Source organism: Micromonospora psammae (assembly GCF_036902725.1).
Classification (GTDB): Bacteria; Actinomycetota; Actinomycetes; order Mycobacteriales; family Micromonosporaceae; genus Micromonospora.
Genome location: NZ_JBAKHM010000024.1, coordinates 38,738 through 65,592, shown reverse-complemented (window position 1 = coordinate 65,592; position 26,855 = coordinate 38,738). Strand labels below are relative to the sequence as shown.

The window sequence follows — 26,855 nt, the reverse complement described above, 5'->3', positions numbered from 1 at the left end:
AGATCAACTGCTTAGCGTTGTTCTAGATCCAGGAAACTACGGACAGGCCGGGTAGGCGCACCACCGACGCCAGTCCGCGAAAGGCGCTACTTACCCGCCTGGGTGCGGGCGGACCTGGTTGTAGCGCGTGCGGAGGCAGAGCGGCCAGCAACTCGGCCTTGTGCTCGGGGGGCGGTGGCAGATCGAAGGCCAAGTTGTTCATCGGCTCGGCCGCGTCTGTTGGGGTGCGCGGCGGGCCTTGCTTGTCGCTCATCGGTCTGCCCATTGGGCGGTCGCGCTTAGTCCGACATGAGTATCACGGGTAGGTCGCCGTCGCCGTACCGGTCCTCGCGGGTGAGGATCGCCGCGTCGTGTTCGAAGCTGGCCATGATGGTGGTGGCCAGGTCGACGCGGCCCGTGAACGCGCGCCAGTAGCTCAGTTCGTGCCAGGTGTGCCCGTCGGTGGGCAGGACGGCGCAGGCGTCGAGGGCCAGGAGCCGGTGGAGGGTGGCGCGGTCTTTCGGGTCGTCGACCAGCGCGAGGGTTTCGGCGGCGGTGACAGCGGTGACGCCAAAGCGGTTGCGGTCGGCGATGACTTCGTGCAGCGGCTCGGCGGCGTGCACCGATCCGGCGATGTAGGCCTCCAGCGCGGAGCGGTCGAGCAGCAGCCGAACCGGCCGGTCCTCGTCTTCGGTGCTCACGCGGCCGGCTGGTCGAGAGCGCTGGCGGCGCCAGCGGCCTCGTCGCGCATGTGTTGGCGCACGCGCTCGCGGACCTCCTGGCGGCGCTCCGGCGGCCATTCGGCCTCGACGGCGGCACGGCGGGCGCGAGCGGCGGCCACACCCCGCTCGGTGATCTGGATGCCGGCGTGGGCCAGCTCGGCGTCGAGGGCGTCCAAGCGCATCCGGTCACGGACGGCTTGGGTGACGTAGGCAGAGGCGTTGGGCTCCTGCTCCAGGCGTTCGGCGACATCGGGCGGGACGGAGATTGACAACTTCCTCACCGGTCCGGTCATACCGCCAAGCATACGCCAGTAGCACCGCCACATGCTGGTGGTCCAACTGGTCGTATCCACCACCGGGCGGTACGTCTGCGCCGCCGGCCCGGCCTTGCTCAGCCAGGCAGGCAGGCAGCCTGCCTCAAGTCGCACGGCTTCGACCGCGATCCGGGCGAGGCCACCCAGCTCTCCTGGTCCGGCGGAATTGGTGATCGCGGTGGTGATCGAGGCGCTCACCGGTTGATCCTCGTGGTCAGTCAGGGGCGCGCTGGTCGCCTGGGGGGCACCTCGCCCGGGTAGCTGTCCCAGCCCGCCAAATATTCGATCTTGAACGCATATCACCACGACTGGCTTGACCAGGCAACCGTTCCCAGAAACCCAGCCCGGCGTGTCGGCCTCACAACCGGCCATCCGTAGCCAAGGATGAACACTCGTCACCTCTGTGGGCATGCGTGCACGGAAGGTACTGCCGGCTGCGGAAGATGCGGAAGCGGCGGTAGCACTGCGAGCTGTCAACGACGACGGGGGTCGCGAGACGCATGGTTCTGACGTATACGGCGGACACGGCTGCAGCGACCTGGCTCGCGAGTTCGCGGACTCCGCCGGACCAGCTGATCACGTTCGGGCCCTTCGGCTATGAGGCGTACGCCCGCCTGCGGTACATCCCCGATCCAACCTCGCCCGATCAGACCGAGACTGACGCCGATATTCCGGCCGAGCGCCAGTTGTGGGCACCGCAGGCACGACGTGCACTGCGCGTCCTCGCGGCATTCACGACGACACCTGACCAGTGCTTCTTCTTTGCATCTGGGAAGGCGCCGTAGGGAGTGCCCTGTCGGCGACCGAACGGCACGGCCCACTGGTAACCGTTCCGCACCGCCAGTACGTCCTGTTCACCGGCCGGTTCGGGGACTACAGCGAAGGCCGCGACGGGCCGTTCGACGGCGACTCCAGTCCGGTCGCCGCCTTCGTCTGGCCGGCAGATCGCCGTTGGTGTTTTACCAGTGATATCGCCACTCACTGGGCAGGGATAGGCGCTGAACAGACCGCCGTCGACAGGCTGCTGAACACCTCCGGCCTCGACGTGGTCCAGGCGACGCCCAACGAGCGCCCCCCGGCCTATCGGTGAGCCAACCCCCACAGGGAAGGAAAATCGAACCGGTACACAGCGGCAATCTTGCGGGTTGCGGCCGCAACAAGTGTGGTGGTCGCAGGCGCGAGTTTCGCCTCGCCAGCAGCCGCGGAGGACCGGGTCCAGCCCGGCCAAGTTGTCACCTACGCCGCTGCGGTTCCGGGTCTCGCGCCGCCTGATATCGGAGACCGCGCCCGGTACGTCGACGAGCAGGGCCAAGTGATCAATCCGGCGACGAACGGGGCTACAGACGACGGGGACGTGACGCAGGAGATCGGTTGTACGCCCATCAGCCTGCCTGACAACCCTCACTCGGGGCTGCTCCCAATCTGCTTCCAATTCAAGGGGTAAGCGGCGAGAAGTCGTTACCGACACTCCCAGCCGGCCGGCATCAGATGTCGTTCTGCCACTGAAGCCCAAAGAGCTTGAAGGCGCCGAGGGCAGGTAGATTCCTGGCGTGGCGGACACCTGGTACCCCGGGCAGCAGACGTTGTGGCAGGAAGCCGAACGAGCTGCCGTCGGGTTCATGCAGGCCATCGGTTTCAAGGACGCTGCCCTCACGAACCCGGGTGCAGACCGAGGCCTCGACGTTGTTGCGTCCGGCGCGGCGGCTCAAGTCAAAGCGCTCGCAACGCCTGTGGGGCGCCCTGACGTCCAGCGTCTGCGCGGCGCGTCCTTCAACGTGCCTACAGTGCTCTTCTTCAGTCTGAACGGCTATTCACCCGGCGCCATCGAGTACGCCGACCAAGTTCGGATCGCGCTCTTCACGTTCGGCCCGGGCCTCGTGCCCCATCCCGTCAACGAATTTGCGCAACATCTGGCCCTTCTGGCCAATCCTGCCGCCGGACCGGACGCGTCGACGAGTATGGCTTTTGCTCCGGAGACGCGCCGACCTGGATGGCGGGAGTGGAGCACGGCCGCCAAGATTGCCGCCGTACTCGTCATCCCGGCTGTCATCACTATCGCTGGTCCCGTGCTGTTCGCCGTAGGCCGAGAGGCGACGCGACGGTCAGCGCTCGAAGCGAGCGCCTTCGACAGTGCCGCTCAGCGACGAGCGATCGTCACGACCGCAGGCGTGGCCGGCACGATCATGCTGCTCTCGGTCGCAGTTCAGAACCTTGTCTGGGCCATCACCGGCGACGCACCAGCCGATGGATCACCGGGTTTCGGTGCGGTACTCGGTGCCGCCGTGGGCCTCGCGATGGTCATCACGCTGAACTTCGCAGCGCGTGCAGGCAAGCTGTCGTGGATGTGGGTTCCCCGGATGCTATGGAGTCCCGAACAGGAGACTGACGCATCTGCGATGCGCTGAGTCGCCACCCAGCTCGCGATCACGGCCGTCGTGTCGATACACGTAACGGTGTGGGACGACCATGCTGAGTGCAGTGACCGCGTCACCCTTGTCCCCGGCACCATGACGTGGGGCTCGCGCCGTTCGCGCACCATCAACCGCTCGCGAAATATGGGTCTGCTGCACCGGTAGGTGACAGTTCAGTCAAGCGGCCTGACTGGCCGGTGGGGTCATGATGTTCTCGTATTCGCTTGGGGTCAACCGGGACAGGGATCGCTGCCGTCGGCGGCGGTGGTAGGGCCGTTCGATCCAGGTCACAATCGCGGTCCTTAGCTGCTGGCGGGTGGTCCAGGTCCGCCGGTCGAGGACGTTGTTCTGCAGCAGGCCGAAGAACGATTCCATGGCGGCGTTGTCGCCGGCGGCACCGACTCTGCCCATCGATCCGATCATGTGATGCTGGTGCAGGGCGCGGATGAGCTTCCGGCTGCGAAACTGCGACCCGCGGTCGGTGTGTAGCACGCAGCCGGCCACTGGGCCGCGTCGGGCTACGGCGTTGTGCAACGCGTTGACGGCCAGCCGGGACTTCATCCGTAAGTCGATGGAGTAGCCGACGATCCGGTTCGACCACACGTCCTTGATCGCGCACAGGTAGAGCTTGCCCTCGCCGGTGCGGTGTTCGGTGATGTCGGCCAGCCACAGCCGGTTCGGGCCGTCGGCGGTGAAGTCTCGCTTCACGAGGTCGTCATGCACCGGCGGGCCGACCTTGCCACCCTTGCCGCGCCTCTTGCGCTTGCCGAAGGCGCTCCACCAGCCGTTTATCCGAGCAGATCCTCCACGCGGTGCGATCAGCCATCGCCTGGCCAGCGGTGCGGGCCTCATCGACCAGGAACCGGTACCTGAACTCCGGATCGTCGCGATGGGCGTCCACCAGGGCGTTCGCGCGGTAAGCGGCGACGAGTTCGGCGTCGCCGACAGGCCGGGCGAGCCACCGGTAGTAGGGCTGACGAGCGATGTTCAACACCCGGCACGTCACCGCCACGGGGATACCGTCGGCGGCCAGCTCGCTCACGAGCGGGTAGAGCCATTTCCCGGCAGATTCGCCTGCGACAGATACGCCGCCGCCCTGCGCAGGACCTCGTTCTCCTGCTCCAGCAGCTTGATCCGCTTGCGGGCCTCCCGCAGCTCGGCTGACTCACTGCCACTGACGCCAGATTTGACTCCAGCGTCAACCTCAGCCTGGCGCAACCACTTGAACAACGTCATCGGATGGACTCCGAAGTCCTTCGCGACCTGCTCGACCGTCACGCCCGGATCACGGTCACGAGCCACCCGCACGACGTCATCGCGGAACTCACGAGGGTATGGCTTGGGCACAGCGACATCCTTCCAGCCCGCCACCAGGGCAAGCCATCTCAGATGTCACCTATCGGTGCAGCAGACCCGTCGGCCTACGCGACAAGGCCGCGATGGACGCATGCTGGCGCGGCCGGCTCACCGGCGGTAGTCACCAGCCCATGACCCATGTCCGCGCCGGTCCGGCGGGATCTACCCGCGCCGGACCCGTTGTCGCCAAGCTGTGTGCGGACAAGCTGGTTCAGCAGTAACCGTGGCTCACACTGTCCATTCCGGCAGCAGTAGGGCGAGCCACCGCCGGTCGCCGCGTTCGGCAAAGATGTGAAGGCTCTCGCCGAAATGCGCGAGAGCGTCGGTGAGGCGGCGGTGGCGCAGCGCCAGCAGTCCGCGCGTTGATGGACACCGCCGTGCCGTGCTCGTCGCCGGTCTCCCGCCGAATCGCCAGCGCGGACGCCAATGCCGCTGGTGACGTAGCGCGGGTCATGGTGGAAGTGGCAGCCGCAATGGCACCATCGGCCACGACTGGACACCTGCTGGAAACATGTGGTCATGCATGGTGGAGTAAGTGCTGTGCCCGTTGGGGCGGCTGGGCGGACGTGGCGGTGGTGGGCCATGTTGCGGCTCGCTCTGGTCCTGTTGTGGTTGCTTGCGGCAGCCGTCAGCTGGTGGACGGCACCCCGGAAGCAAAGCTACGAGCAGGCGAGGGCGGACGTGGCCGCTGGCCACGTGACGGCATACCAGTGGGGCGACAGCTGGGCTACCGACGGCAGTCCGCGGCCGTGGTTCGGTGCCTCCGATCTGCGGGCGTCCAGCACCCTCGGGCCGCTGTTCGCGTGGCGAACTCCCGATGGTCGGGTGTACTGGACCGACACCGGAAACTTCGACCAGGTCACCACCACCGGCGCCGTCGACCCGGCGAGCTACTCCGGGCCCGGTGCCGTCGGCATCGCGCAGGATCTACGGGCTGGCGGGCTGGTGCACCGCGCTGGCGAGGTCCAACCCTCGGGGGTCGCCGTCGCCGTCGCCGGGATCGGCCTGGTCCTCGCTGCCGTCTTCCTCGGCGTGGGTGTTGCCGGTCCGGCTCCGGTCCTCGGCACTCGATGGTTCTGGTTCTGGCTGGTCTCCACCGCACCGTACGGCCTCGGGCTGCTTTTCTGGTTGTTCCGGGATCGCCCGTGGTCGCGTCCAGCGGCGCCGGCCGCCACGCCCGGCGATCGGGAGCTGCGGGATCGTGGGCTCCTCGGTCTATGTCTCGGCTTCCTCGCGACGATCCTGATCAGCCTTCTGCTGCTGGCGCTCCACGAAGCCCTCGGTGATCGGTGGGTACCGCTGCCCCACGGCTAGAACAACCAGAGAGACTGGCACGATCGAACACCCGGGGCCGACCGTACGTCAAAAAGTGGTTGCGGCGCCGCCAGTCACAGCGAGCGGTATGCGGTATGCGGTATGAGCGTGCACCTGATCAAGCGGTCCTGGCGACCGCGCCGCACCCGATGGGCGGTAGATGTGCGTGCTGTCCCGGCCCTAAGGCCGTGCGTTACGGATCAAGGGGTTCGATGACCTGCTTTCGGGCGTGTTGATAGATGACGGAGCTGCGGAACCCGACGATTTCGCGGCGTCCACTGAACTTGTCCATGAGGAAGGAGTGCAGGCTGTCGACGTTGGGCACGGCGACGTGGACGAGGAAGTCGTCGCCGCCGGCCACGACGTACACCGACAGCACCTCGGGCAGCTCCATCGCATATTCCTTGAAGCCGTCTATGACGGTACGGCTCAGGGGCCGGACCTGCACGTGCAGCAATGCTTGGACCCCGCGGTTGAGGGCGGCCAGGTTGATCTCGGCGTGGTAGCCGATGATCACGCCGCGTTCCCGTAGTGCGCGTACGCGTTCCAGGCAGGTGGACGGCGCGATGCCGACCGCGCGGGCCAGCTCGCGGTTGGTCTGTCGCGCATGTGTCTGCAGGTGCTGGATGATCGCCGTATCAAGTTCGTCCACGCCCGGGATCTTGCCATCTTTTCCGAACGATGTTCGTTCTGAGCCGGTCGGTGCCAACCACATGCCTACTGTCGATCCCGTTCCGATGAGCGCACGACAGGAGCCATCATGGTCGCGACCCATCTCGACACCGAGGCATGCACGAACACGTCGTCGTCAGGCGGGGCGTACGGTCCGGCCTGCCGATCGTCGTCGCGGTGCACTCCACCGCGCTCGGTCAGGCCATCGGCGGCTGCCGGCTCGCGCATTACCCGCACTGGCGCGACGGGCTCACCGACGCGCTGCGGCTGTCGGCCGCGATGTCGGACAAGTGCGCGCTGGCCGGGCTGCCCAACGGCGGCGGCAAGACCGTTGTCGCCCTGCCCCCGGGCAGAACACTCGACGCGGCCGACCGCCGGGCGGTGCTGCACGACGCGGGCGACGTGATCGCCGGCCTGGGTGGCGCCTATGCCACCGGACCGGACGTGGGAACCGGACCGGACGACATGGTCACGGTCGCCGAGCGCACCCCGTATGCGTTCTGCCGACCGGTGCAGGCCGGTGGCAGCGGTGACTCCTCCGGACACACCGCCGTCGGCGTCCTCGCCGCGCTGCATGCCCTGTGCGCCGAGCGGTACGGGTCGGCGGACCTGTCCGCGCGCAGCTTCGCCGTGCTCGGCCTCGGCCGCGTCGGGGCCCACGTACTGCGCATGCTCGCCGACGCCGGCGCGACCCTGGTGGCCGCCGACATCGACGAGGGCAGGCGCACGCTCGCCGACAGCGTCGGTGCCGCCTGGGCCAGCCCGCAGGACTGCCTGACCGCCGACGTGGACGTGCTCGTCCCCGCCGCACTCGGCGGTCTGCTCACCCCGCACACGGTGCCGACCCTGCGCTGCGCCGCGATCGCCGGACCGGCCAACAACCAACTCGACACCCTGGCCACCGCCGACCTGCTGCACCAGCACGGCATCCTCTGGGCACCGGACATCATCGTCAGCGCCGGCGGCATCATCCACGCCACCGCCGTCGAGCTGCACCGGGAAACGTCGGCCCAGGCCACCGCCCGGGTCCACGGCATCGCCGACACCCTCACCGACATCCTGCGCACCGCCCACGCCACCGGCTCGACCCCGGCCGCCGCCGCCCGATCGCGCGCCCGCCACCACATCAAGCACGGCCGCCGCTGACCCTGCCGCCACCCGACCAATCCCCAACAGGAGACTGACACCTCTGCGATGCGCTGAGTCGCCACCCAGCTCGCGACTTCGGCCGCCCGCCGCGGTGAAGTGTCGGTTCACCAGATTGGGCACCGGAGTGGCCCGAGGATCGTGCCGGATCAAGCCGTCGCTCCAGCCTCCGCGCAGGAAGGCCCCGACTACGTGCAGCTCTTTGAGGCTGCTCGCCAGCGGTTGCCGGCTCCCCGACGTCTAGTGGTACGCCTTGGTCCTGTTCGAGGCCTTCACCGTGCAAGGGGTACTCCGTTTCCCACCGCCGGACTGGTGCCCATCGGTGCCATGCTCGGCAAACGACATCCCCGACAGGACGAGGCGTTGCGGTTCACGCGCCGCAACTGGTGCACCATCCGGGACACCCTTCGCGTGACCTACGAACCGAGCCCGGAGGACAACAGTCGATGAGGTCGGCACGGCGGTAGCCCTAACCCTGGCCGAGAAGTCCGAGGTCGGTGCGGTACCAGGATGCTCCGATGATGACGTGGAGTTCCGGGCCGCGGCAGAAGGTCCGAGCCCCGCGTACCTCCATGCCGTCGGGCAGGACGAGCCGGATCGGCTCATCGGCAGCTGTCACCGCTGCGGCATCGAGCTGGAACGGAGTCACCAGGTCGTACTCGGGTCCGTGGCCCCGGATGAACGCGCCGGTGATGCCGTCGGTCAGCAGGGCGTGCGCGCCGCGGTAGGAGGCCGGGCCGTGGTCGGTTGGCGTGTCGTCGGTGACGGAGACCAGGTGGAACGGGGTGTAGGCGCAGGTCCATGCTGTCTCGTCGGCCAGGTTGAGGGCGTAGCAGTCGAAGATCTCCGGCATCGCTGGTTGCTGCGGGTAGAGCCAGTCCGGTTCGAGGTCTGGGGTGAAGCGGGCGAGGCCGTGTGTCTGGGGGCCGCTGCCGGCCATGGCCTCGTCGAAGTAGCCGGCCCAGATCGCGCCGGCGGGGGTGGTCAACACGTGCTCGATCGCGTCGCCGAGGTCACCCCGGCGTTCACGATGCCCGTCGGCGGTCCATACCTCGGCGTTGGCGCCGCCGCGGTTGCGCGAGCGGACGAGCAGGATGCGGTCACCGGGTAGCGGCTGCACGAACCAGGGTCGGATGCACCCGTCGAGCTGCACGGACCGGACCGGCTGTCGGCTGCCGTCATGAATGGTGATCAGACGCCGTTGGGGTTGCTCCCGGCTGGCCCAGACGGCGAAGGCGTTATTGTCCGGACCCACACCGACCGTCTCGGGTACCCGCTCCCATTGCAGGTCGGTCCGGTGCGAAGTCAAGTAGCCGGCGTGGCGCAGCGGTGTAACGGGGAGCCGGAGGACCTCCAGCCGCCGGCGCAGCCTCTCCTGTTCAAGCTCACGTCTGGTCTTGGGCACAGGGATGTTCCTCCTGATCGTGGTACGGATCGGTTCGCGTCGACGGGCCGCGACTGCCGCGGTGACCGGTCACGTGGGTGTGGCGGTGATCTGGGCGCGGGTGGCAAGGGCGAGCTGCAGCAGTTGCTCATCGGCGCGCATCTCGGCGTCAACGTCGCCCAGGTACACCGCGGCGCGGTGCCGGGAAGCGATCAGACGGTCGAGTACGGGGATCACCGGCTGCGCGTGTGGGCCCATCGCCGCGAGGGCCGTCATGGCGGGCTGCGCGTACGCTTCGTCATCGAGGTACTCGGGAAGCGTGTTCAGAAGCATCGAAGCGACTGACGGGCCGTGGTGGCGCCAGTAGGCGGTCGCCAACTTGACCTGCGTCCATCCCCGTCGGGTGAACAGGTGGTTCAGTTGCCGGACCTGCCGATCGGTGAGGCCACCGTGCTGGGCCAGCCAGTCGAACAGGTCCAAGGCGATACGATAATGGCGCGGCCTCTCCGGGCGGGCATCAAGGTAGTCGTCCGCGATGCGCCGGTCCCCCGTGATCGCGAGCAACGGGCGTACGGCGAGGTCCGCCGCGGCATCGTTCGAGGCGGCGAACTGCCGCAGGAGCGGCACCACCGGCGCGGCCGCCGCACCGATCGCTCCGAGCGCACAGACCGCCGCCCGTCCCTCGGCCAGGACGCCGCGCTCCATCGCCTGGGCGAGCCTGGCAGTCAAATCGGGCACCGCGTCGACCGCGGTGGGGCCGAGTGCGGACAGGCAGTGCACGGCCACGAGCGCGGGACAACGGTGCCAGTGCTGTTCCTCGTGGCAGGGCGCTTGGTGCTCGGCCAGCACCTGCCGCGCTGTCTGGACCAGGCTCGTCGGATCGGGTGACGCTGTCGCCACCGTGGCGAGCGCGTCAGCGAGCCGGGGATGCGCATCGGCAGCGCGTAGCAGACGCAGCAACTCCGGAACCGCGCGAGGATCCCCGACGCAGCCCAGAGCCACCGCGACCGTCGCCGACAAGGCCGGCTCGGCCAGCATCCGCGTGAGCTGGTCGGCGACCAGGCGCGTCGCGGTCAGCGATGCGCACACCATGTCGACAGCTGCGGCCCGCACCGCCGAGGCCGGCTCCGTGAACACGGCCGACAGCACCGGCGCAAGCCGGGCCGGGGCAGCCCGCCACGTCCGCATCGCCTCCGCCGCGATCGCCAAACCCGCCTGACGAACCGACTCGCTCTCGCCTGCGCCAACCAACTGCGCCACCGCACCGTAGGCATCCTGCTCCCGATCCCTACGCCTGAGGACGCTCGCCCATCGTTCACCGGCGTGCCACGAGATCCGCCCGCCTTCCCCGCCGAGTGCTTGAGCGGCCGGCACCAGGTCGGCGCGAACTGCGGCGTCCAGGATCGGCCAATCGGGCGGGTCTGCGGCCAGCAGGGCCGCGCAGGCGCCGAGGAAACGCACCGCCGGAAGCTCATCGCGCCGCATCCGCTCGACCATGTCGACCCACCGGCCGCCGTGGTCGCCTCGCTGCAGCACCCGGAGCCATAACGCCTCCGCCAACGCCGTCCGCACGACCGGATCAGACGACCCGAACAGAACCCGGATCGCCTTGTCCGCGCCGGCTGCCGCCGCGAACAACCAGGCCGCCGCACGTCGCACCCGCTCATCGGGATCGCTGAGGGCAACCGCCGCGGCGTCAGCGGCCGCCGGCCACAGATCCGCCTGCGGACACAGGTCGGCAAGGAACGCCAGGACCGTCAGGCGGATATCCGGAGAAGGATCGACAGCGCGGGCCAGCAGATGCCGTACCACCTCGCCGCCGAGGTCCAACTCGACCGCCTTAAACGCCCTCGACGGAGCAGGACCGTAACTACCGACATCACCTGCGCGGAGAGCGTCATCCAACCAAGCCAGATCAGCCGATCCACCCGTCGGCGCTGGCCCGCTCATCGAATGGGGCGGAGGCCGCCCTTCACATCAGACACGACCCAGATCATGAAGCACCGCAGCAGCCCGCGCAACCGACTACCACCGGCTCCGGCCCGACAGTACTTTGAACCACTCCGCCGGCAGCCCGGTATCCGGTCTCGGGACGTGCGTGACAGATCGGTATCAGGACCTGGGTGGCACCCGGCCCTCCTGTGTGTTCGTCTGGCACGCTGTTCTGCGTGACCGACCTGCCACCGGACGACTTGGTCGAGGGACTTGCCGAACGCCTTAATACTCCAACGTCACTTAATCTTCTGGTTGACGTAGTGACCGAGTCTTCGCTGGTAGTGGGATCGTCGGGCTCGGGCTTGGGATGTTCGTCGCCAGGTGGACCAGTGCAGGGTGTGCGCTGGTGGGAGCGGCAGGGCGAGGACGAAGGCGTTGAGGAGTCGGCGGATCTCGGCGCCGGTCAACGCGATGACATCCGGGGTGGTGCCGGGCTGCTGCGTGGTGGCGGCGAGGATGGTCAGGATGGCCCAGTGCGAGCATGGCCAGGGTGATGTGCCGGTGCCAGCCGGTCCAGCCGCGGACCTGGTAGTGGTCCAGGCCGACCTGGCCTTTGTCGGTCTGGAACAGCTCCTCGATGCTCCAGCGGGAGCCGGCCACTCGCACGAGGGTGTGCAGCGGCGTCGGGCGGGGTGACCAGCACAAGTAGAAGGCCAACTCGCCGGTGCGGCGGTTGCGGCGGATGAGCAGCCATCGGTGCTCACCAGGGTGGGTGGCTGTGATGATCCAGGCCCACAGGTAGTCGCGGGGGCCTTTCGCTCCCGGCCCGCAACTGTGCTGCTGCCACTCGCGGGTGGGGATCCGCTCGGCGAGGTCATCGACGCGGATGAGGGTGCGGCCGTCGTTGACGTGCACGCGTCGGTCGCAGCCGACGGCCAAGACGTAGCCGATCCCGCGATGTTCCAGGTCAGCGCGTAGGCCTGGGTCGGCGCCGTAAACCTCGTCGCCGGTCACCCAACCGGCGGGGACACCAGCGTTCAACGCAGCGGCGATCATCTGCCGGGCCAGAGCAGGCTTCGTGGCGAACCCGACCCCCTCGGGGACGCCCGCGGCGGCCAGACGGTCGGGCTGATCACACCAGGACGTCTCCGGCAGGTAGAGGCGACGGTCGATCAACGCCCGCCCCGCGGGTGAGACATAGGCCAGGAACACCCCGACCTGGCTGTTCTCCACACGACCGGCGGTGCCCGTGTACTGCCGCTGCACCCGACCGAGCACACGCCCTTCTTCAGGAAGCCTGTCTCGTCGGCGACCAGCACACCATCGGGGTGACCGAGCTGCTCGACCAACCAATCACGCACGTCATCACGAACGGCGTCGGCGTCCCACACCGCCGTACGCAGCAGCCGCTGCATCGCCTGCGGATCGGCATGACCAGCCCGCTCGGCCAACGACCAGCAGGTCTTCCGCTCCACGCCCGACAGCAGCCCCTCCACGAACTGCGCCGCCGTCGCACGCGGCTCCACCCGCGCGAACCGGTCAGCCACCCGCGCAACCGCCTCGTCCAGGATGACCCGCCACCCGATGGGCTCTACGCTGTGGCACGCGGCCACCACACGATCTTCGGTTGTCTCCACCAACCATCGATGATCTACGCGGTGGCCGCCCTCATGCCCACGCCACACCTGACGCCCAAGCCAAGTGACGTTGGAGTACTAACTTGATCTTTAACCCCGAGGATCCTTTGGGACCCCGGCCAACCACGGAAACAACCCTTGACTGATGATCTTCTTGTCTAAGATTGAGCGATCAGGCGGTCGGTCGTTCCGTTTTCGGCGTGGTCCGGTAGTTTTGTACGCACGCGACCAGGCCGGAGATGACAGCGACGAGCGACGCTAGGAACTGGAGCCACAGGCCAAGGAACGCCCCGAACGGTATGGGGTCGAGCAGGTCTCTGATTGTGCCACTCGGGAAGTGGCCGACGAAGATGAACAGGCTCGCGAGCGTGGCGACCACCAGTGTCCACGGCCAGCGTCCGAAGGCCACCAGGCCCGCTGGTACCAGCAGGATGACAAGTCCCGGTGGGATCGTCGTCGTGAATTCGACACCCGCGAGCACCATCGTCACCACGCCGACAGCCGCGACCACCAAGCTGATCACCACGATCCTGCCTGCCGCGGACAACGGAGTGCGTTTACGGGCGGGGTCCGGCCTCATCAGATCGTTCCCCGGGCAGTTCCGTCGGATCTGGTGAGGATCCCGCTAAGGAGTACGACCCCGCCGAGCACGAGATGGAAGATGTGCTCGGGCGCGGCCAGGTGCATGACATGCAGGTGCCACAGGTAACCTGCCTCCGGATCTCCTGCAGCGAAGCCGATTGCTCCGAAGGACAGGTAGCTGGCACCGAAGGCGAGGCAGAAAACTCTCGCCCCTGCACGGGAACCGACGAACCCGACAGCGACAGCTGGGAGACCGGTGACGAAGTGCAGCAGGTTGTGGTACCGGTTCGCGGGTTCGCCGAAGGCGAACGTGGCCAGACCGGTGACCACGAACAGCACACCGAGAACCCGGCAGACCCAAGTGGCCAGCTTCGTCACCTCGAGCTCCGCAGCCGGTTCCCGCCGTCGGTGCGGGCAGCCCGGTAGTTCTGGATAGTGGTGACGGCTGCCGCGACGCCAGCAACCGCCACGGCTGTGGTCTGAAGCCACAGACCGGCCGAGCCGCCAACCCCGCCTTGCTGGCCCGTATCGAACAAGCGGGCCGACTCCCCGCTCAGGAAGAGCCCGACAGTCAGGAACAGCCCAGCCAAGACGGCGGGCACCGGTGCCCAGCGCCACCGCCCGACCAGGGCGAGCGCGGCTGGACCCAAGAGGATGAAGAACACCGGTGGAATGGTCGGGAAGCCGACTCCCGCGACCATCTGGACGACAACTCCGGAGGCGGCCACCACCAGGGCGGCGACCGTCAACTTGGCCGCCGGCGACAACGCGCCTTGCCTGCTCATATGGTCGACCTCGCCCTTCAGCCGGCAACGAGTAAGTAGCTTGTTCACAGCTACGATGTTGGCTGACTCAGCGCTGCATCGTCGTCAGCCGCAAGGCGGCTTCACATGTACGTAGATCTGCGTACTCCGGTGCTGGGCGAACCTCATCTGGATCCACCTGACTGCGCGGTTGCGTTGTCGGTTCGGCGGGCACGCCGGGCCTTGTCGGCGGCTCTGGTCAGATTGCTCGGGCCAGTTCGGCCCTTGAGGGCCCTTGAGAACTAACTGGGCGTTCTGATCACTCTCAGCAGGTATTGCTGCTTTCGCGGGTCTGGTCGACGGGGCGTCGGCAGGGCCGAATGATCATCGCTTGGGTCAAGTTCGCCTGATTGATGCCGATGCGAGATGGCCTGCTTTGATCCGAGGATCGCGTCTGATTCACAAAGTTCGGGAATCGGCGGACCCCAACTGCGATTCACCCCACGGCCCACAGTAGACAGATTGAATGGCCGAGCGACCTGCCTACCCTTCCGACCTGTCCGACGCCCGCTGGGCGCTGATCGCACCACGCCTCGCCGCCTGGCGTCAGGCCCGTACCGACACCGGTGTCGGCGGACGTACCGCCACCCACGACAAAGGCCAGGTCGGCCTGGACCACTACCAGGTCCGCGGCTGGACCGGCTGGCACCGGCACATCACCCTGGCCATGCTCGCACTGGGCCATCCTGACCATCCTCGCCGCCACCACGCAGCAGCCCGGCACCACCCCGGATGTCATCGCGTTGACCGGCGCCGAGATCCGCCGACTCCTCAACGCCTTCGTCCTCGCCCTGCCGCTCCCACCAGCGCACACCCTGCACTGGTCCACCTGGCGACGAACATCCCAAGCCCGAGCCCGACGATCCCACTACCAGCGAAGACTCGGTCACTACGTCAACCAGAAGATCAAGTGACGTTGGAGTATTAACCCCTACATGCGTCGGATCCTCCATGGAGGTGAAAACCCGCACGACGTCGTCGGTGAACTGATGGTCACGCTAGTCTTCGACCCGCACCTCTACCAGCAGCGTCACGCCGTGGAGTGCGGGATCAACCGGCTCAAGCGCAACCGGGCCGTGGCCACCCGCTTCGACAAGCTGGCCGTGCGTTATGAGGCCACCATCCACCTCGCCGCCATCAACGAGTGGCTGTGACCGACTCGACAAAGGCCCTAACCGAGTTTGATCTAGACCACCAGGTAGCGGTCCGGCTTGTGTCGTGTTGACTGATCGCATGGTCGATTGGTCCGAGCGAGACCTCCAGCAACTTCCGCACGACGACATTATGGCGTTGCTGGATCGGCTGGAGCGAGAGCCGAGCGCTGACTTGTGGAAGGAACTGGACAATCGCCTGATCACGGAGGGCGAGTGTTGGTACTCGGCAGGCTACGCGGCCCTGCCGCGCCTGAGTGCCTTAGCCCAGATGGGCGCCGAGGAACACCGTCAGGCAGCCATCCAGCTTGCGTCGATGATCGCCATGACCTTGCACCGGCATCACACCGATGACGATCTGGTGCGCGTCGATCCGTCTGCCCTGGCCACCCTGCACCGCCTCACCTTGTCACGCCTTCCAGGCATGACCGGCGACCAATTCCGTTGGTACTTCCAGGCAGCTGCCGCTTTTGCCGGCTACACGTTCTGGGCCACGATCAGCCTTGACTTCTCCGACGAGCACTACCGCATCGAATGCCCCCACTGCGCCACACTGCTGATGATCGTGATCGGCGATTACGGTCGCTACTCGGCGATCCGCGACGAATGGGAAGGCGATATTCACCGAATCCCACTACGTCCGGCCAACCCCGCGATCCTCGACGGGTTCCGCCAGCGGATGCACTATACCGCCGCCGCGTGCGGCGAGTCAGTCCTGGCGGATGGACTGACCTACCTGTTCGGCGACGCGACCTGCTGCAACTGTGACATCACCTTCAACCTCGCCGATTGGTACGAAGCCCAAAACAGTCCCACCCAACCCATTGATCCGGTCATACCCCGCGTCGACCGCTCCTACTAAACCGCGCCCACACATCGGCGCCGCCAAAGGCAGACTTTGATACGGGCCCTAGTGGCCACGTACTGGCGCACGAACCTGACGATGCGCCAGGTCCGCCCGCTGTATGGGGTGTCGCACGTTCTGCACGGCTCTGCCTTACAGGGTCTTGAGGGCGTCGAAGTCGCCCCGCACCAGGTTCCGGAAGGTCACCAGGTTGGCCACCAGCATCTCGATTCCCTCCTTGAACGCCAACGTCTGCTTGGCCAACAAGTCGTAGGCATCAACGATCAACTGCCACGCGGTGGAGACGATCTGCCACAGGTTCCACAGGAACTTCTTCCAGTCCGTCGTGGTCGTGAAGACCTTCATGGCTTTTTTCAAGCGGGTGGAATAGAAGTTCAAGGCGAACAACAGGGTGTTGACCGTGAATTCGTACTCGATCGCCGCCAGCTCGTATAGCTGCTGCCCAGCGTCACAACTGGGTCGGCGCCGGCGTGGAGTGACATCCACGCCGGCGCCGCCGTGTCTCAGAAGCCGGAGTTGCCCGGCCCGCGGTTGATGGTGAAGGTGCCGCCGGTGTTGCTCAGGCCGCCGGACGGGGTGCCGGTGACCTTGGTGTTGTTGAAGGTGGCACTGCCTGACACGTTGTCGATCACGATTCCGTAGGTGCCGGTGTTCTCGATGGTGACCCGGTCGAAGGTGGTGCCGGTGATGGTCCTGCCCCAGCTGAACAGTGCACCGGCGTACGTGCTGTCCTTGATCAGCGTGTCGGTGACCTGGATCGGGGCGGTGATGTCGGCGGTGTCGGCGTAGATCCAGATGGCGCCGAGTTGGGCGTTCCAGTTCGGCTCGAGGCCGCCGGTGCGGGTGAGGGTGTTGCGCGCGATGACGGTGGTTCCGGACAGCGGTACGGGGTTGAAGCGGGTGCCGACCGCGATGCCGGCCGAGGCGACCACCGTGTCGGACATCAGGTTGTCGGTGATCCGATTGCCGTTGCCGCCGTAGATGCCGGCGGTGTTGGCCAGCATCGGCAGCTGCACCGTGTTGAAGGTGAACGCCGAGTTGGTCACCGCGCTGCCGTCGGACCACATGGCGAGGGCGTCGTCGCCGGTGTTGCGAATCGAGGACTGGTCGATGCGGGTGTTGCGGACGTTGCCGTGCAGGTTGACGCCGTCGGCGTAGGTGTCGCGGAGGCGGGCCCCGACCACGTAGAGGCCGTCGGTGCCGTGGTCCGCCCACAGGCCGACCTTGGAGTGGAAGACCAGCACGTTCTGCAGCATCGAGCCGGTGCCGAAGTTGCCCTCGAAGGCGGCGTCGTGTCCGGCGTCGTCGCGGACGTCGGAGTCGCCGGAGACCGCCAGGTCGAGGATCTGGACGTTGCCGCCGGTGGCGAAGAAGCCGCCCTTGCCGTTCGTGCCCCTGAGGGTGGTGTGCCACGGCCCGGCGCCGCGGATCGTGACATCCTGCACGTTGATCCGGGACGAGATCCGATAGGTGCCGGCCGGGATCCACAGGCCTCTGCCGGCGGACTTGGCGGTGTTGATCGCGTTGGTCAGACCGGCAGTGTCGTCGCCGCCGGTGGGCGGCGGGGCGGAGGCGTAGCCGGTGGGCGCGGTCGCCGCCACGGCCTGCTCCGCGTCGATCAGGTCAATCGTGTACGACGCCGCGGTGCCCCCGGCGTCCTTCTGCAGCTTGAGCACGGTGCCGGCCGGCCAGTCGCCGATCAGCGTACGGCTTTCGTCGTAGAAGCGGTGCGCGTTGCCGTTCGCCGGGTTGTTGTTGTACGGGTAGTCGCCGTACACCCAGGCGTAGCGCGAGGTCAAGGCGAGGTCCCGGACGTGGGTGCCGTTGGCGTACAGGGACAGGGTGGCGTTGGTGTTGTCCGGCAGGGAATAGCGCACGGTGAGCGCGTTGGCCGGCTTGGTCAGGGTGATCTGGACGTACTGGCCGGTGGCGGTGAGCTGGACGGCGCGGCGGCCGGACGACTCCGAGGCGAGCGTCTTGTAGGTGCGGTCGGCGGCGAGGACCGTGCCGTTGGTGGCGGCGGCCTCGGCTTCGTACTCGGTGTAGGGCAGCGTCGCGCCCCGCTCGGCCAGCGCCTCGGCGCCGGCAACGCTGATCCGGTCGATCGCCACGTCACCGCTGTCGCCCGTGTCGCGCTGGTAGGTGATGGTGTTCAGCCCGGCGCGCAAGGCCAGTTCGGTGGTGGTGGTCTGCCATCCAGCGCCCGCGGGCAGAGCGACCTGCCCGGCCTTCAGGCCGTTGGCGTAGACCGAGAGGGTACGCACCGAGCCGCTCGTGTTGCCGAACCGCAGCGTGGTGGTCCGATTGCCGGCGGACGGCAGGTTCGCGGTGAAGACCACCCTGGCCCCGGTGGCGGTGAATCCGGTGAGGTGGCCGCTTCCGGAGTACCCCCCGATCGAGGTGCTGGCGGTCGGTCCGCCCGAGAAGAAGCTGGTTTCCGCCTCGCCCGTGGCGGTGCCTGCGGGCGGCGGCGTGGTCGGGGTGCCGACGGCCAGGTGGTCGAGGTTGACGTTGCCGGAGTCGTCGGCGTCGAACTTGAACGTGACGGTGTTGGCGCCGCTGGTCAGGATGGCGGAAACGGTGTGCGTCGCCCAGGTGTCCCAGTTCGTGGTGGCGGGAAGCGACACCTGCTGCACCTTGGCGCCGTTGGCGTAGAGCGAGAGCGTCTTCGCCGTGCCGGTGCCGTTGGCGTACCGCAGAGTCAGCGGGGTGTTTCCGGCCGTGGTCGTGGTGATCCGGAAGGCGGTGGCGGCGTTGCCCTTGTTGCCGTCGGTGTAGCCGCCGACGAACCCGGTGCCGGTGTAGCCCGCATGGCCGGTCTCTACCCGGGTGCCGCCGGTGAGGGTGGCCGACTCGGCTTCCAGCTGGCCGGCCGGGGACGCGGCGATCGGGGCCACGGTCAGCTCGTCGAGATTGACGTTGCCGGAGTCGGTGACGTCGAAGGCGTACGCGATGGTGTTGGATCCGGTGTCGAGCGGCGCGGTGGCGGCGGCGCTCTGCCAGCTGTCCCAGTTCGCGGTGGCGGCGAGCGAGATCTGCTGGGTGCGGGTTCCGTTGACGTAGAGGGACAGGGTCTGGGCCGAGCCGGTGCCGTTGGCGTATCGCAGGCTCAGCGTGTGCTGGCCGGCGGCCGAGTTCGCGACGGTGAAGCTGGTGCGGGCCCTGCCCTTGTTGCCGTCGGTGAAGCCGCCGACGAAGCCGGATCCGCGGTATCCGGTGTGGTTGGTGGCGACCGTCGCGCCGCCGGACAAGGCGCCGTTCTCTGCTTGGATCGTGGTGTTGGCGGCCGAAGCGGGGGCGGCCGTCAGGGCTGCCAGGATCGCGGCGACCGCCATGGGGATGCCGCAGCGGAGATTCCGCATGAGGACTCCAATGTGGGTGGGGGATTGGGGCCGGACGTTAATCCCGTCACACCGTCCGTGCAAGAAGACAATTGAACCTGCGAGATCGGTGGTGAAGTCGTTGTTCATAAACCGACAGCTTTCTGATGGCCTTGCTGACGTGCGTGAACGCTGGATCTGCGGCGGCCACGGGGCCAACAGGATCGAAAAGCGTGCCCGGCGGGTCTTGAGTTCTTTCGTCGTTCTCGTACGGGACTACGCGCTCGTCTCCACCACTGGTGCCGGGCCGGTGGATCCGCGCACCACCAGCTCCGGTTCGTGCAGCAGCTCCCGGGGGCCGGTGACCGTGGTCCGGTTGCCTATCTGGTTCACGAGCAGGGTGACCGCCGCCCGAGCCATCGACTCGATGGGCTGGCGCAGGGTGGTCAGCGGCGGGTCGGCGAAGTTCATGAAGGCCGAATCGTCGAAGCCGACCACCGAGATGTCCTCCGGCACCCGCTTGCCGACTCGGCGCGCGGCCCGGGTGGCACCCAGGGCAAGCACGTCGCTGCCGCAGATCACGCCGGTGGCGCCGGCCTCGATGAGGTCGGTGGCGGCGGCGTGGCCGCCTTCGAAGGAGAACATCGCGTGCGAGATGAGGCCGGTGACGGCACCGTCGGAGCGGTTGGTCAGCTCGCGCATTGCCGCCACCTTGCGGTGTGACGGTTCGTGGCCCTCGGGGCCGACCAGCAGCCCGATGCGGCGGTGGCCCAGCGACGTCAGGTGCCTGTAGGCCATCTGCACGGCTGCGACGTCGTCGGTGGACACCCGGGGAAAGCCGGGGTAGGCGTTGGCGGCGTTCAGCATCACCACCGGGACGCCCCGGTGCAGCAGTTGGTCGTACTCCTTCTCGGACAGCCCGCCGCAGAAGACGATGCCGGAGACCTGCTGGTCGATCAGCATCGTCGCGTACTCAGCCTCGGTCAGGCCGCCGACGGTGCGGGTGCACATCACGGGCGTGAAGCCGATTTGCACCAGCGCCCCACCGACCGCCTCCGTGAGGGCCGGGAAGATCGGGTTCTGCAGTTCGGGGAGCACCATGCCGACCAGTCGGGCCCGCACGCCGCGCAGCTTGGTCGGCCGTTCGTAGCCCAGCACGTCCAGGGCGGTGAGCACGGCCTGGCGGGTGGCGGCCGATACGCCGGGTTTGCTGTTGAGCACCCGGCTGACGGTGGCCTCGCTGACCCCGACCTTCGCGGCAATCTCTGCGATCTTGCGTGTCATGACGGGAGCGTAGTCAGGTTAGCTTCGCGACGGAAGAATGCGATGATTCTTGCGTTGAGAACGCAGGTTATTGCAGGTTTTTGTCGTTCTATTGTGCTGTGGTTGCGGCTGCCCGTAGCTTGTGGGCCACGCCGCCTCCGGCTCCGGACGGTCCTTCCAGGACCTTTCTGACCCGGAGGCAAGGCCGCCCTGCCTCCGAAGACGAATCCCGGGAGCCGTGATGACATCGCTCGCCCGAGCCGGCAGACGCCGACTCCTCTCGTCCGTCGCGTTGACGGCGACTTTCGCCCTGACGCTGAGCGCTTGCGGGGCGGGTGACAAGGACACGTCGGACCGCACCTCGTCCGGCCAGGTCACGATCACCGTGAACAACCTGCCGCCGGAGACCGAGAAGGTGCCCCGGCAGAACTTCCTCGAGGATGTCGCCGCGTTCGAGAAGGCGAACCCGAACATCAAGATCGATCCCAAGGAAGGGAAGATGGACCCGGCGACCTTCTCCGCCAAGCTTGCCGGGGGGCAGCTGGAGAACGCCTTCTACGTCTACTTCACCGACCCGGCCGGGCTGATCGCCCGCAAGCAGGCCGCGGACATCACCCCGTACCTCAAGGACTTCCCAGCCATCCAGCAGATCAAGCCGAACCTCATGCAGGTGTTCGGCGACGGCAAGGGCCACACGTACGGCCTGCCCGAGGGCAACTACACGATGGGCCTGGTCTACAACCGGGAGCTGTTCAAGAAGGCCGGGCTCGACCCGAACAAGCCCCCAGCCACCTGGGACGAGGTCCGTGACTACGCCAAGAAGATCACCTCCCTGGGTGGCGGGATCAACGGCTACGGCGACTACAGCAAGAACAACACCGGTGGCTGGCACTTCACCGCCGAGATGTACACCCGCGGCGGTGACGTGGCAGCCAAGGGCGCCGACGGCAGGTGGACCGCGGCGTTCAACAACGACACCGGCCGCGCCGTCCTGCAACTGCTGAAGGACATGCGATTCACCGACAAGTCGATGGGCGAGAAGCAGTTGCTCGAATGGGCTGACCTGCTGCAGCAAATGGGCGCCGGCAAGCTCGGCATGTACCTGGCGACCGCCGACAACATCCCCACCATCGTCAGCCAGTACAAGGGCAAGGCCGAGGACTACGGCTTCGGACCGGTCCCCGGCGGGCAGGGCACCCTCAGCGGTGGCGGCGGCTACATGTTCTCGCCCAGGAGTTCTCCGGAGCAGATCAAGGCCGCCATGGCCTGGGTGCTGTTCAAGCACGCCAACCCGGACCGGATCGAGTTCGGCAAGGAACGCGATGCCAGGAACAAGCAGCCGGTCGGCCTGCCCGAGCCGAACATCTGGACCGGTGCCGCTGAGCAAACCTTCACCGAGGCCAGCAAGAAGTTCGCCAACGTCCCGACCGAGAACTTCGCCCCGTTCGTCGAGACCCAGGCGAACATCCCGCTGAAGGTCGAGCCACCGAACGCGCAGAAGATCTACGCCGTCCTCGACCCGGTGATGGCGGCGGTCCTCACCAAGCCGGACGCCGACATCGCCAAGCTCCTCGCCGACGCCGAGAAGCAGGTCAACGCGATTCTCGCGACCGTTCAGTAGCCGGTCCGGCCCGGGGGCGTCACCGTCCCCGGGCTGTTCACCGACAGAGAGGCACGTCCTGAGCATGGCGACCACCACGACCGCCGCCGCGCTGCCCCTTCGCCACGCCGGCTCGCGCCGATCCGGGTGGCTGCGGCGCCGCCTGGGTGACAACCTCATGGCGTACGCGTTCCTCGCCGCGGGGCTGGTGTGCTTCGCGCTGTTCTCCTGGTATCCGCTGGTCCGAAGCGTCACGCTGAGCTTCCAGCAGGACAACCTGGTCACCGATCCGGAGTGGGTCGGCACGGCCAACTACCGGGTCCTGTTCGACGACCCGCTGTTCGGCACCGCGATCAGGAACACCGTGGAGTTCACCGGCCTGGCGCTGGTGTTCGGCTTCGCGGTCCCGATCGCGATCGCGATTCTGCTCAACGAGCTGCGCCACTTCAAGACCTACTTCCGGCTGGTGATCTACCTACCGGTGATGCTGCCGCCGATCGTCAGCGCGATGCTCTGGCAGTTCTTCTACGACCCCGGCCAGGGCCTGTTCAACGCCCTGTTGCACGGCGCGCACCTGCCGACCTCGCAGTGGGTGCAGTCGCCGAAGACCGCGATGCTCTCCCTGGTGCTGGTCTCGACCTGGGCGAACATGGGCGGCTCGACGTTGATGTACCTCGCCGCGCTGCAATCGGTGCCCCCGGAACTCTACGAGGCCGCAGAGCTCGACGGCGCCGGCCTGTGGCAGCGGGTCTGGCGGGTCACGCTGCCGCAACTGCGCTTCATCATGCTGGTCATGCTGCTGCTCCAGATCACCGCCACCATGCAGGTGTTCATCGAGCCGTTCCAGCTGACCGGCTTCACCAACCCCGACACGATCACCGTGATGACCCTGATCTACCGGTACGCGTTCGCCGTCAACCAGGACTTCGGGCTCGCGGCCGCCCTGAGCGTGCTGCTGTTCGTCGTGCTGTCCGCCTTCGCCGCGCTCTACCTGCGGATCACCCGGGAGGAGACGGTCTGATGGCCACCCGCACCCTCATCTCCGGCCTCGACCTCAAACGGCCCCGCACCCGCGCGGTCTACTTCGGCGTGCTCGCGGTCACCGCGGTCGCCTTCGCGGCGGTGTTCATCTATCCGCTGTACTGGATGGCCACGGCCGGGCTGAAGACACCGGTCGAGTTCGCCGCCCAGACCGTCACCGTGCTGCCGGAGGATCCCAGCGTCTCCGCGTACACCGACGCCTGGAACCACATGCGAATCCCGCACTTCTTTCTCAACACCGTCTACTACGCGGTCGGCGGCTGGCTGGTGCAGCTCAGCGTGGACGTCGCCGCCGCGTATGCCCTGTCCAAGCTGCGCCCGGTCTTCGGCAAGCTCGTCTTCGCCGCCATGCTGGCCACCCTGATGCTTCCGGTCGCCGCCCTGCTGGTGCCGGCCTACCTCACCCTCACCGACCTCGGCCTGATCAACTCCCCGTGGGGGCTCTGGCTGCCGGCCGCCGCCAACGGCTTCAACATTTATGTGCTGAAGCGGTTCTTCGACAACATCCCGCACGACATCCTCGAGGCGGCCGCCATCGACGGCGCCACCCGGTTGAAGACCCTCACCAAGATCGTTCTACCCCTGTCCCGGCCGGTCCTGGCAGTCATCTCCATCTTCTCGATCATCGGCATGTGGAAGGACTTCCTCTGGCCGATGCTCGTCATGCAGGACCCGGAGAAGCAGACCCTCTCGGTCGCGCTGCAGCGGTTGTCGGCCAGCAGTCAGGTGCCCCCCACCGAGATGATCGCCGCGATGACCTTGGCGACCATCCCGATGGTCGTGATCTTCGTGATCTTCCAACGTCACATCCTCGGCGGACTGTCCGCCGGCGCCGTCAAGGGCTGACCTAGAAATTGGAGTTGGGACCACTCATGGCTACCCCCTTGCCTCATACCGTTACGCAGAGTGGCCAGTGGTGGCGCGACGCGGTGATTTACCAGGTGTACGTGCGCTCGTTCGCCGACGCCAACGGCGACGGCGTCGGGGACCTCGCCGGCGTCCGCGAGCGCCTGCCGTACCTGGCGGGTCTGGGCGTGGACGCCCTCTGGTTCACCCCCTGGTACGCGTCCCCGCAGGCGGACGCCGGCTACGACGTGGCCGACTACCGGGCGATCGACCCACTCTTCGGCGACCTCGCCGAGGCGGAGGCGTTCATCGCCGAGGCACACCAGCGGGGCCTGAAGGTGATCATCGACGTGGTGCCCAACCACGTCTCCGACCAGCACGCCTGGTTCCGTGAGGCGGTCGCCGCCGGCCCCGGCTCGCCGCAGCGGGAACGGTTCTGGTTTCGCCCGGGCCGCGGTGACCTGCCGCCGAACGACTGGCAGTCGGTGTTCGGTGGGCCGGCCTGGACCCGGCTCGCGGACGGTGAGTGGTATCTGCACCTGTTCGCCCCCGAACAGCCCGACCTCAACTGGAACAGCCCCGACGTCGCCGCCGAACATCAGGATGTGCTGCGGTTCTGGTTCGACCGCGGCGCCGACGGCGTACGCATCGACTCCGCCACCATGCCCGCCAAGGACCCCGAGCTCGCCGACTTCGACCCGGCCAACCCGCCGCTGCCCCACCCCTACATCGACCGCGACGCGGTCCACGACATCTACCGCGCCTGGCGCGCCGTCGCCAACGCCTACGATCCACCGCGCGCCCTGATCGGCGAGGTCTGGCTCGACAAGCCGGACCGGCTCGCCATGTACCTGCGCCCCGACGAGATGCACACAGCCTTCAACTTCGACTACCTCAACTGCACCTGGGACCCGAAAGCGCTGCGCCACGTCATCGACGCCACCCTCGAAGCACACGCCCCCGTCGACGCCCCGGCCACCTGGGTACTGTCCAACCACGACGTCACCCGCCACGTCACCCGGTACGGCCGCGCCGACAGTTCCTACGGCCACGCCCTGCGCCAGCACAAAACCCCCGTCAACCTGGCGCTGGGCACCCGCCGCGCCCGCGCCGCCCTCCTGCTCAACCTCGCGCTGCCCGGCTCGGTCTACCTCTACCAGGGCGAGGAACTCGGCCTCGAAGAGGTCGAGGACATCCCCGGCACCCACCGCCAAGACCCGATCTTCCACCGGACGCGCGGCTTGGACATCGGCCGCGACGGCTGCCGCGTACCACTGCCGTGGTCCGGCACCACCGCTCCGTACGGTTTCAGCCCGCCCGACGCCACCGCCGAACCCTGGCTGCCCCAGCCTGCCGATTGGGCCACGCGCACCGCCGAGGCCCAGACCGACGACCCCGACTCGATGCTCACCCTCTATCGCACCGCGATCCGGCTGCGCCGCGAGCACCTCAGCTCGATCGCCGCCACCCTCGAATGGCTGCCCACCGACCCGGCACTGCTGGCCTTCACCCGGCCGGGCGGTTTCGCCTTCCTGGCCAACCTCTCCGACCAGCCGGTCGCCCTACCCGGCCCAGGAGAGATCCTGCTCGCAAGCGGCGCACTCCCCGACGGCCTCGTCCCACCCGACACCGCCGTCTGGCTCCACACGATTCGGTCGAACTGATCCCGCTGACGGCGAGGCTAGCCGCACGCTGACACGCGCCGGACCTGCTCGGCTTCGTGCTCATGCAGGCGGTGCGCCGCTGCAGGATCCCTCCCCGGGAGTGTGGACGCTTCTATGGAGGGCGTGGCGTTCCGCCCGGAAGAGATGGGTCGCCGCTAGGGTCCGGTGCTGGTGATCGTCACGTGACTCACGTTAGATCTGGCCGTGTATGCGTGCCGTCGTGTGGACTTGTCCGTGGGGTTGCCGGCGCCGGCCCGGCCCACCTGTTGGCCTGATCAGAAGCCTGTCCGCGAATTGGCGCGTGACTCATCACAGATATGCCGCCGGAGGTGACCTCTTCCCGGGCCGACGCCGTACGAGTGTCGCCTAGCGAAGGGAAGCACCCGCAGTGTCGATCCTGGCAGAACAGGTTGATGTCGTCATCGGGGTGGACGCCCACACCGACACCCACACTGCCGCCGTGGTCAGCGCGGCCGGGGCGGTGCTGGCCGAGCTGACCGTGCCCGCCGACGACGGCGGTGCGGCCGCGCTGCTGGCCTGGGCAGATGATCATGCTGGTGCTCTGCGCCGACAATGGGTCATCGATGGGGCGCGCTCGCATGGGGTCGGTGTAGCCCGTGTCCTGCTGGCCGCCGGCGAAACGGTGCTGGATGCGGCACGCGTCCCCGGCTCAGCACGGCGTCGTGGCGGCAAATCCGATCGGCTCGACGCGATACAGGTGGCCGCTTCCTCGTGCGCCTGCCGACCGGCTGAACGACACCGCGCCGGGTGGGCCGGCGTCGGCCTTGGTGAGGCGGTTGTTTGCAGGGGCACCCTGTGCGTCGAGAAGCAATGAGCGGGCGCCCCTGCC

At 67.6% G+C, this 26,855-nt stretch carries 21 protein-coding genes and 5 pseudogenes; 13 read left to right on the top strand and 13 right to left on the bottom strand.

The genetic code is table 11. From position 1 onward, the window contains the following. Nucleotides 1–278: 278 nt before the first annotated feature. Nucleotides 279–680 carry a hypothetical protein gene (locus V6U79_RS24200; protein WP_334615928.1) on the bottom strand — a complete coding sequence of 134 codons (402 nt, stop codon included), beginning with the start codon at nucleotides 678–680 and terminating at the stop codon, nucleotides 279–281. Beyond that, nucleotides 677–1,213, bottom strand: a complete 537-nt coding sequence (locus tag V6U79_RS24195) for a hypothetical protein (protein ID WP_334615927.1) — start codon at nucleotides 1,211–1,213, stop codon at nucleotides 677–679. Before V6U79_RS24195 ends, V6U79_RS24200 begins: the two co-directional genes overlap by 4 nt. A gap of 553 nt (nucleotides 1,214–1,766) precedes the next feature. Here V6U79_RS24195 and V6U79_RS24190 point away from each other — a divergent pair. Then, nucleotides 1,767–2,105, top strand: a complete 339-nt coding sequence (locus tag V6U79_RS24190; RefSeq protein WP_334615926.1) for a hypothetical protein — start codon at nucleotides 1,767–1,769, stop codon at nucleotides 2,103–2,105. Between the two features lie 460 nt (nucleotides 2,106–2,565). Further along, complete coding sequence (locus V6U79_RS24185) at nucleotides 2,566–3,420, top strand: restriction endonuclease (RefSeq protein WP_334615925.1); 855 nt, start codon at nucleotides 2,566–2,568, stop codon at nucleotides 3,418–3,420. A gap of 183 nt (nucleotides 3,421–3,603) precedes the next feature. On the opposite strand, the pseudogene V6U79_RS24180 reads toward V6U79_RS24185, so the two are convergent. Further along, nucleotides 3,604–4,773 (bottom strand): annotated as a pseudogene (locus V6U79_RS24180) (IS3 family transposase). Between the two features lie 591 nt (nucleotides 4,774–5,364). Here V6U79_RS24180 and V6U79_RS24175 point away from each other — a divergent pair. After that, the gene (locus V6U79_RS24175) at nucleotides 5,365–6,096 is read left to right on the top strand and encodes a hypothetical protein (RefSeq protein WP_334615924.1); all 732 of its coding nucleotides are present in this window, start codon (nucleotides 5,365–5,367) and stop codon (nucleotides 6,094–6,096) included. Nucleotides 6,097–6,289: 193 nt separating this feature from the next. On the opposite strand, the gene V6U79_RS24170 is transcribed toward V6U79_RS24175, so the two are convergent. Next, a complete protein-coding gene (locus V6U79_RS24170; protein ID WP_334615923.1) occupies nucleotides 6,290–6,748 on the bottom strand; it encodes an Lrp/AsnC family transcriptional regulator in 459 nt (152 codons plus the stop codon). A 137-nt stretch (nucleotides 6,749–6,885) separates the two neighbouring features. On the opposite strand from V6U79_RS24170, the gene V6U79_RS24165 reads away from it, so the two are divergent. Continuing rightward, nucleotides 6,886–7,914: a Glu/Leu/Phe/Val dehydrogenase dimerization domain-containing protein gene (locus V6U79_RS24165; protein ID WP_334615922.1), complete on the top strand. Its 1,029-nt coding sequence runs from the start codon at nucleotides 6,886–6,888 to the stop codon at nucleotides 7,912–7,914. A gap of 469 nt (nucleotides 7,915–8,383) precedes the next feature. Here the strand turns inward: V6U79_RS24165 and V6U79_RS24160 are convergent, their stop codons facing one another. The 6 genes and pseudogenes from V6U79_RS24160 to V6U79_RS24135 all read right to left on the bottom strand — a co-directional run bounded on the left by V6U79_RS24160 (nucleotide 8,384) and on the right by V6U79_RS24135 (nucleotide 14,285). Further along, nucleotides 8,384–9,034 (bottom strand): hypothetical protein, encoded by a 651-nt coding sequence (locus V6U79_RS24160; protein ID WP_334615921.1) that lies wholly within the window; start codon nucleotides 9,032–9,034, stop codon nucleotides 8,384–8,386. A 354-nt stretch (nucleotides 9,035–9,388) separates the two neighbouring features. After that, entirely contained in the window at nucleotides 9,389–11,128 is a 1,740-nt protein-coding gene (locus tag V6U79_RS24155; RefSeq protein WP_334615920.1) for an amino acid adenylation domain-containing protein, read from the bottom strand. Nucleotides 11,129–11,529: 401 nt separating this feature from the next. Next, a pseudogene (locus V6U79_RS24150) lies at nucleotides 11,530–12,846 on the bottom strand (IS701 family transposase). 196 nt (nucleotides 12,847–13,042) lie between these two features. After that, the gene (locus V6U79_RS24145; RefSeq protein ID WP_334615919.1) at nucleotides 13,043–13,393 is read right to left on the bottom strand and encodes a hypothetical protein; all 351 of its coding nucleotides are present in this window, start codon (nucleotides 13,391–13,393) and stop codon (nucleotides 13,043–13,045) included. A gap of 56 nt (nucleotides 13,394–13,449) precedes the next feature. Continuing rightward, nucleotides 13,450–13,830 (bottom strand): DUF4383 domain-containing protein, encoded by a 381-nt coding sequence (locus V6U79_RS24140; RefSeq protein ID WP_334615918.1) that lies wholly within the window; start codon nucleotides 13,828–13,830, stop codon nucleotides 13,450–13,452. Continuing rightward, nucleotides 13,827–14,285 carry a hypothetical protein gene (locus V6U79_RS24135; protein ID WP_334615917.1) on the bottom strand — a complete coding sequence of 153 codons (459 nt, stop codon included), beginning with the start codon at nucleotides 14,283–14,285 and terminating at the stop codon, nucleotides 13,827–13,829. The genes V6U79_RS24140 and V6U79_RS24135 overlap by 4 nt, the downstream gene beginning before the upstream one ends. Before the next feature lie 436 nt (nucleotides 14,286–14,721). Here V6U79_RS24135 and V6U79_RS24130 point away from each other — a divergent pair. From V6U79_RS24130 to V6U79_RS24115, 4 genes and pseudogenes are all read left to right on the top strand, one after another. Then, nucleotides 14,722–14,841, top strand: a pseudogene (locus tag V6U79_RS24130) (IS5 family transposase); the annotation flags it as partial. Nucleotides 14,842–14,850: 9 nt separating this feature from the next. Continuing rightward, nucleotides 14,851–15,169: pseudogene (locus tag V6U79_RS24125) on the top strand (IS701 family transposase); the annotation flags it as partial. A gap of 90 nt (nucleotides 15,170–15,259) precedes the next feature. Continuing rightward, nucleotides 15,260–15,409: pseudogene (locus tag V6U79_RS24120) on the top strand (IS5 family transposase); the annotation flags it as partial. 79 nt (nucleotides 15,410–15,488) lie between these two features. Continuing rightward, on the top strand, nucleotides 15,489–16,268 hold the full coding sequence (locus V6U79_RS24115) for a hypothetical protein (protein ID WP_334520286.1): 780 nt from the start codon (nucleotides 15,489–15,491) through the stop codon (nucleotides 16,266–16,268). 135 nt (nucleotides 16,269–16,403) lie between these two features. Here V6U79_RS24115 and V6U79_RS24110 read toward each other — a convergent pair whose 3' ends face one another. The 3 genes from V6U79_RS24110 to V6U79_RS24100 all read right to left on the bottom strand — a co-directional run bounded on the left by V6U79_RS24110 (nucleotide 16,404) and on the right by V6U79_RS24100 (nucleotide 20,875). Beyond that, complete coding sequence (locus tag V6U79_RS24110) at nucleotides 16,404–16,616, bottom strand: hypothetical protein (RefSeq protein WP_334520419.1); 213 nt, start codon at nucleotides 16,614–16,616, stop codon at nucleotides 16,404–16,406. A gap of 158 nt (nucleotides 16,617–16,774) precedes the next feature. After that, on the bottom strand, nucleotides 16,775–19,633 hold the full coding sequence (locus V6U79_RS24105; RefSeq protein ID WP_334615915.1) for a CBM35 domain-containing protein: 2,859 nt from the start codon (nucleotides 19,631–19,633) through the stop codon (nucleotides 16,775–16,777). Nucleotides 19,634–19,867: 234 nt separating this feature from the next. Next, nucleotides 19,868–20,875, bottom strand: a complete 1,008-nt coding sequence (locus V6U79_RS24100) for a LacI family DNA-binding transcriptional regulator (RefSeq protein ID WP_334615914.1) — start codon at nucleotides 20,873–20,875, stop codon at nucleotides 19,868–19,870. A gap of 271 nt (nucleotides 20,876–21,146) precedes the next feature. Here V6U79_RS24100 and V6U79_RS24095 point away from each other — a divergent pair, with 271 nt between their 5' ends. The 5 genes from V6U79_RS24095 (at nucleotide 21,147) to V6U79_RS24075 (ending at nucleotide 26,840) form a co-directional block, all read left to right on the top strand. Continuing rightward, the gene (locus V6U79_RS24095) at nucleotides 21,147–22,475 is read left to right on the top strand and encodes an extracellular solute-binding protein (RefSeq protein WP_334615913.1); all 1,329 of its coding nucleotides are present in this window, start codon (nucleotides 21,147–21,149) and stop codon (nucleotides 22,473–22,475) included. 64 nt (nucleotides 22,476–22,539) lie between these two features. Beyond that, entirely contained in the window at nucleotides 22,540–23,475 is a 936-nt protein-coding gene (locus tag V6U79_RS24090) for a carbohydrate ABC transporter permease (protein ID WP_334520295.1), read from the top strand. Further along, entirely contained in the window at nucleotides 23,475–24,341 is an 867-nt protein-coding gene (locus V6U79_RS24085) for a carbohydrate ABC transporter permease (RefSeq protein WP_334615912.1), read from the top strand. Before V6U79_RS24090 ends, V6U79_RS24085 begins: the two co-directional genes overlap by 1 nt. Before the next feature lie 26 nt (nucleotides 24,342–24,367). After that, on the top strand, nucleotides 24,368–26,005 hold the full coding sequence (locus V6U79_RS24080; RefSeq protein ID WP_334520302.1) for a glycoside hydrolase family 13 protein: 1,638 nt from the start codon (nucleotides 24,368–24,370) through the stop codon (nucleotides 26,003–26,005). A gap of 388 nt (nucleotides 26,006–26,393) precedes the next feature. Further along, nucleotides 26,394–26,840, top strand: coding sequence for an IS110 family transposase (locus V6U79_RS24075; RefSeq protein ID WP_334615911.1), 447 nt, complete (start codon nucleotides 26,394–26,396; stop codon nucleotides 26,838–26,840). Nucleotides 26,841–26,855 lie beyond the last annotated feature (15 nt).

Coding starts and splice junctions, on each gene's coding strand:
- V6U79_RS24175 (WP_334615924.1), top strand. CDS start 5,365: ATGTTGCGGCTCGCTCTGGTCCTGTTGTGGTTGCTTGCGGCAGCCGTC.
- V6U79_RS24165 (WP_334615922.1), top strand. CDS start 6,886: ATGCACGAACACGTCGTCGTCAGGCGGGGCGTACGGTCCGGCCTGCCG.
- V6U79_RS24115 (WP_334520286.1), top strand. CDS start 15,489: ATGGTCGATTGGTCCGAGCGAGACCTCCAGCAACTTCCGCACGACGAC.
- V6U79_RS24110 (WP_334520419.1), bottom strand. CDS start 16,616: ATGAAGGTCTTCACGACCACGACGGACTGGAAGAAGTTCCTGTGGAAC.
- V6U79_RS24105 (WP_334615915.1), bottom strand. CDS start 19,633: ATGCGGAATCTCCGCTGCGGCATCCCCATGGCGGTCGCCGCGATCCTG.
- V6U79_RS24100 (WP_334615914.1), bottom strand. CDS start 20,875: ATGACACGCAAGATCGCAGAGATTGCCGCGAAGGTCGGGGTCAGCGAG.
- V6U79_RS24090 (WP_334520295.1), top strand. CDS start 22,540: ATGGCGACCACCACGACCGCCGCCGCGCTGCCCCTTCGCCACGCCGGC.
- V6U79_RS24085 (WP_334615912.1), top strand. CDS start 23,475: ATGGCCACCCGCACCCTCATCTCCGGCCTCGACCTCAAACGGCCCCGC.
- V6U79_RS24080 (WP_334520302.1), top strand. CDS start 24,368: ATGGCTACCCCCTTGCCTCATACCGTTACGCAGAGTGGCCAGTGGTGG.